At 44.6% G+C, this 5,830-nt stretch carries 4 protein-coding genes; 2 read left to right on the top strand and 2 right to left on the bottom strand.

What is annotated here, in order from left to right; translation table 11 throughout:
- Positions 1 to 456 (top strand): ATP-binding protein (locus tag VIP81_RS20830; RefSeq protein ID WP_331965729.1); only part of this gene is annotated, 456 nt, incomplete at its 5' end.
- 5 nt (positions 457 to 461) lie between these two features.
- The gene (locus tag VIP81_RS20835; RefSeq protein ID WP_331965732.1) at positions 462 to 1,682 is read left to right on the top strand and encodes a tetratricopeptide repeat protein; all 1,221 of its coding nucleotides are present in this window, start codon (positions 462 to 464) and stop codon (positions 1,680 to 1,682) included.
- 77 nt (positions 1,683 to 1,759) lie between these two features.
- Here VIP81_RS20835 and gyrB read toward each other — a convergent pair whose 3' ends face one another.
- Positions 1,760 to 3,742 carry a DNA topoisomerase (ATP-hydrolyzing) subunit B gene (gyrB, locus tag VIP81_RS20840; protein WP_331965735.1) on the bottom strand — a complete coding sequence of 661 codons (1,983 nt, stop codon included), beginning with the start codon at positions 3,740 to 3,742 and terminating at the stop codon, positions 1,760 to 1,762.
- Positions 3,743 to 3,864: 122 nt separating this feature from the next.
- Entirely contained in the window at positions 3,865 to 5,544 is a 1,680-nt protein-coding gene (locus VIP81_RS20845; RefSeq protein ID WP_331965738.1) for a hypothetical protein, read from the bottom strand.
- Positions 5,545 to 5,830: the final 286 nt, after the last annotated feature.

Genomic DNA, 5,830 nt, shown 5'->3' on the forward strand with positions numbered 1-5,830 from the left:
ATGGATGGGATTGCCGCCAGCAACGAAAATATTCTCATCATTGGCGCTACCAATGCGCCGTGGAGCCTGGACCCGGCCTTCCGCCGCCCCGGCCGCTTTGATAGGATCATTTTTGTGGCACCGCCGGAAGCTGATGGCAGAGAAGAAATACTGAAACTGCAACTACGCAATAAACCAGTAGGAGATATCAATTACAACGCATTGGCGAAAGCAACACCCGGTTATTCCGGCGCAGATCTCAAAGCAATTGTAGATATTGCTATTGAAGAAAAACTGCTCGAAGCATTGCAAAAAGGCGTGCCACAGCCCATCACACAGAAAGAATTATTAAAAGCCGCTAAAATACATAAACCTACCACAAGGGAATGGTTTAATACTGCCCGTAATTATGCGCTGTATTCGAATGAAACCGGTCTTTATGATGATGTATTGAAATACCTGGATATTAAGAAATAACGTTTATGGCTGTATTAATTCAGCGCGCTCAGATATTGCTACAACAAGGCCGCTTTGACGACGCCTTTACTGCGCTGCGTCAGCACCTGAGCACCAATGCACATGATACAGAGGGCCTTTATCTGCTGGCAGTATGCTACCTGGAAACAGGCAATACCGCAGAAGCAGAACAGGTAGCTGCCTATACACTCAGCTTTGCTCCCTACGATGACCGGTTCCTGTATCTGCAGTCAAGGATAGCATCCATCAAAAATCAATATAATGAGGCGATCAGGGCTATTAGCAGCGCAGTAGCGATCAACCCCCACTACTCGCATTATTTTGCCATGTGGAGCCAGATATTACTGAATAAAAAGGAATATGAAGCCGCGCTACGCAAAGCAGACGAAGGGCTGGCACTTAATCCGGAAGATGAAGCCTGTTTAAATCTTCGTTCCCATGCCTTATTTAGTTTGGGAAGAAAAGAAGAAGCATTCTCTGGTTTGCACGAAGCCCTGGAACATAATCCGGAAAACGCTTATACCCACGCCAATCTTGGTTGGAAGTGGCTGGAAGCCCGCAATCACCGCAAAGCACTCGAACATTTCAGGGAGTCTTTAAAAATAGATCCTAACAATGAAGTAGCCCGGAATGGGATGGTACAGGCCATGAAAGCCAGGTACTGGTTATACCGGCAGTTCCTGAACTATTCGTTCTTTATGGGACGTCAGAAAGCCCGTACCCAGTGGGCTATTATTATTGCTATTTTTATACTCACACAAATTGCCAATCAGTATTTTTTCCCGCTGTACGTCATACTCGCATTAATGGCTATTTCTACCTGGTTAATTACACCGGTGAGTAACCTGTTTCTGCGCCTCAATCCATATGGCAGATACGCACTGAGCCCGGAACAAACAAAGGTCTCCAATATTGTAGGCATCCTGTTAGGGGTTACACTACTCTCCGGTACAGCCTTTATGATCAGTGGTATTAACGGTCTGCTGGCGTTATGTATTTGTACTGGCGTGATGTTGTTACCTTCTGCAGGATTGTATGTCTCAGAAAGAAAAAAGAGCCGCAATTTTACCAGATGGTATGTAGCAGGACTGGCCTTATTGGGGGTGTTGGGAGTAGGTTTTGCTTTTTGGAAAAATGACCCTTTTAATATATTCGTTACCGTTATGCTGATAGGGGTTTTCGGATACCAGATTTTAGCAAATTATATACTCACGAAAGAAGGATAAAAAAAGAGCTTATAAACAAGAAAGCCTTCCGTTAAACGGAAGGCTTTCTTGTTTATAACATAAACGTATATACGTAATTAAGCATCGATCTTTGCATACTTCGCATGAGATTCAATGAATGCTCTGCGTGGTGGAACTTCGTCACCCATCAGCATACTAAACACACGGTCAGCTTCTGCAGCACTTTCAATAGTTACCTGTTTCAACGTGCGGTGTTCAGGATTCATAGTAGTATCCCACAGTTGTTCTGCGTTCATCTCTCCCAAACCTTTATAACGCTGAATGGTTACGCTGTCTTCTTTACCGGCACCGGCCAGTTTCAGGGTAGCAGCTTTACGCTCATCTTCTGTCCATGCGTAAGTTTGTTCCTTACCTTTTTTCACGAGGTACAGTGGTGGTTGTGCAATGTATACATAACCCTGTTCTACCATCGCTTTCATATAACGGAAAATGAAAGTCAGGATCAGTGTCGCAATGTGACTACCATCCACGTCAGCATCCGTCATGATGATGAGCTTGTGATAGCGCAGTTTGGAAAGGTTCAGCGCTTTATCATCTTCTTCTGTACCAATAGTTACACCCAGTGCAGTAAAGATGTTCTTGATTTCATTATCCTCGTAGATCTTATGCTCCATAGCTTTCTCTACGTTCAGGATCTTACCACGCAGTGGCAGAATCGCCTGGTAGTTACGGTTACGGCCTTGTTTGGCAGTACCACCCGCGGAATCTCCTTCGACAAGGTACAATTCACATTTGGTAGGATCGTTATCAGAGCAGTCAGCCAGCTTACCAGGTAAACCACTACCGGTCATCACGCTCTTGCGTTGTACCAGCTGACGGGCTTTACGGGCAGCTTCGCGGGCTTGTGCAGCCAGCACTACTTTATTGATAATCGTTTTTGCCTCACGTGGATTTTCCTCCAGGAATGCATCCAGTACAGCGGCTACAGAGCTGTCTACCACACCCATTACATCGGAGTTACCGAGTTTGGTTTTGGTTTGACCTTCAAACTGTGGCTCTGGAACTTTCACACTGATGATGGCACTTAATCCTTCACGGAAGTCATCACCGGTTACTTCGATCTTCGATTTCTCGAACATCTTATTCTTATCACCATAAGATTTGAATACACGGGTAATAGCGCGGCGGAAACCGGCTACGTGTGTACCTCCTTCAATGGTGTTGATGTTATTAACGTAAGAGAAAATGTTTTCACTGAATGCATCGTTATACACCAGCGCTACCTCTACTGATACATTGGAAACAGGCTCATGTACTTCTACATAAATCGGAGTTGGTAACAACGGGTTGCGACGGCCGTTCTTATCAAGCATTTGGATAAATTCTTTGATACCACCTTCGCTGTAGAAAGTTTCAGAGAAATTATTGCCTTCTTCATCCTTTTCGCGCTCATCAGTTAAAGTAATCTTGATTTTCCGGTTCAGGTAAGATAATTCGCGTAAACGACCTGCGAGTATTTCGCGGTTATAGGTAGTTTCCTTGAAAATTTCACCATCCGGTTTGAAATGGATGGTAGTACCGGTTACTCCACTAACGCCTATTTCGCGTACAGAGTACTGTGGTACACCGCGGTGAAATTCCTGCTCAAACAATTTGCCTTCAGTTTCTACTGTTACATGCAATACGTCACTCAGGGCATTCACGCAGCTCACACCCACACCGTGCAAACCACCGGATACCTTATAAGTGTTCTTGTCAAATTTACCACCGGCGTGGAGTACAGTCATTACAACTTCCAGTGCAGAACGGCCTTCCTTAGGCATGATACCAACAGGAATACCACGGCCATCATCCTTTACGCGGATAGAGTTATCCTCCAGAATGGTAACGTCAATATTTTTGCAGTATCCGGCGAGGGCTTCATCAATCGAGTTATCAACCACCTCATAAACCAGGTGGTGGAGACCCTTGATGCCAATATCGCCGATATACATGGCTGGACGCTTACGTACGGCTTCCAGACCTTCCAATACCTGTATACTCCCCGCATCATATTTGTTGCTGCTGGGGCTGGGTGCTTGCACTAATTCTTCGCTCATATGTTGGTGTAAAATCTATTAGAAATAAAATCGGTAGACAATCATGCAAAAATACGAAAAATAAGCCTTATTTCCACAAAAGAATGCCTGTTTTTAAGCAGTGAGGGTAGCCCAATTTTCTATTACAGGTTTCCCGCCCCAACTACGTCTTTTACCCCTTTAAATAAAGTTTTCCACACCAGGTTAAAATACGATTTTCGGATGTCCCGCTCGTACGCAACGGTGGCTATACGTACTTTTTCATCCCTCAATGGATTGGAATCTTTGATAACCAATGAATTAGCGAGTAGGCTGACCAGTCCTTTCCGCTTAAATCCCTTATGATCGTCATCCTGCTTCAAAACGGCTATTTTCAGGTTCTGATACAGTAATTTTATATGCCCTGCCGCCTTTCGTTCATCTCCTTTAATATTAAAGGTTAGTTCCTTAATATCACAGGAACGGATTTCGACTTTCCCCAATGGCTTGGTCACCACATTTAGGTCTTTCCCATTCATATCGTTAAGCAGCCCGGAAACTCCAAAGCGGCCGGCCTTATCATTCAGGGTAAAATCAAACCTGGCGGTGAGTTTCCCGCTTTGCATAAAGACGGCGTCAAAATTGGCCGTCATCCGGTTGTTTTTGGCAACCAGACTGTCAATATTGGTGATATTTCTAAAAAGGCCGTGTACATGGCTAAAGTTTATATGCCCGGTCTGTGCGGTGACCGGGCTCAATTCTTTATACTCAATGTTTATATTATTGCAGGTAAGGGTATCAATGCTCAGGGGTACTCTCAGCTGACTCAATAACTGGTGAGGATATTGCCCCAATTTATTTCCGGGCGGCATAGGTAGCATTCTGTTCCGGTAAATTTCAATGCTGCCCCCCTGTATTTCCACCCGCTGTGTCCATATTTGCTGCTCCTGCAACAATAACCGGGGATTCAGGTGATGTAAACTGATATCATTGAGTACCATTACATACCGGTCCTGTTGAACGCCTGTTTTTTTCTGAAAGGCTTCTTTATCATACCGTGGCTGTACCTCAAACCGGCCAAGATGCAGGGTGCGCTGCGCCGCATCGTACCGGATGCCCCGTACGTTCAGCCAGTAAAGACTGTCGCGGGTCCTGTTCATATAATCCCGCATCCCTATTTCGTAATTGCGGGCATATAAAAAGCGGGTAGGATCATTCAGGGCAAGGGAATCTATCAGGAAATCATTGATATGCACACTTAAGTTATGAAACTCATGCAAAACATGGGAGGAGTCTTTCCTCGTAAAAATATACTTAAAATTAGTGCTGTCCAGTACGAGGGTGCCTATAAAAATAGACTTCATTTTGGCCGATATATGCTGATAGGCCGTTTGGGGCTTACTGGTATCTTTCACAGTAGCGTTTTGCTCCATGATAATGCTCGGACCAGTTACCGTAAGTGAACCCGCATTCAGCTCTTTTCCCATGAAATAACGCCACGGTTTGAAATATTTCAGTTCCAGTTTGTCTACACTGATGGTATACACTTCGGAGGGCGCCCTTTGCTCGCGCAGCAGTCGCTGGTAAATCATCGTATCGGCTACCATAACGACTTTTTCCACAGTTACGCTGCCGGAAAGTACGTCCAGGCGCAGGCCTTTGAATTTTACCGTGTAAAGGCTATCCGATAGATCCGTCACATAACCGGGCAATTCCCGTTTTAAGAGCTTGTTCCAGTGACGGTTAAGGTACCAGCCAGTAACCAGTACCAATAGCATAAGACTGCCGAAAGTGATGAACACGATCTTTAGCAGCTTGCCTATATTAAATCCATTCTTTGCCATCAGTAAAGCATAAACGAAATTTATACCAATAAGTTCTGTCAGGGCGCAACTGCAAGCTAAAAGCAATCCATTTATGTTAGGGATGCTTTGTAACTGTATTGTCAAAACGTATTTGTTTAGGAAATGAATCCCTAAATTTGTGACCTCAATAACAGCACGGATTTAAAAAAATAGCTAAAGTGAAAGAAATACAGGAAATATTGGCATTAGCCATTCCGCAACCCGCGATGAGCGACCAGCTACAATTGGCGGAGCAGGATAGTGTGTCAGTCCCTGACTGTCTGGA

The sequence above is a fragment of the Chitinophaga sp. genome (assembly GCF_036566945.1).
In the GTDB taxonomy this organism is placed as follows: domain Bacteria; phylum Bacteroidota; class Bacteroidia; order Chitinophagales; family Chitinophagaceae; genus Chitinophaga.

Bases quoted from the DNA above. Each gene is read 5' to 3' on its own strand.
- gyrB (WP_331965735.1), bottom strand. From the start codon at position 3,742: ATGAGCGAAGAATTAGTGCAAGCACCCAGCCCCAGCAGCAACAAATAT.
- VIP81_RS20845 (WP_331965738.1), bottom strand. From the start codon at position 5,544: ATGGCAAAGAATGGATTTAATATAGGCAAGCTGCTAAAGATCGTGTTC.
- VIP81_RS20835 (WP_331965732.1), top strand. From the start codon at position 462: ATGGCTGTATTAATTCAGCGCGCTCAGATATTGCTACAACAAGGCCGC.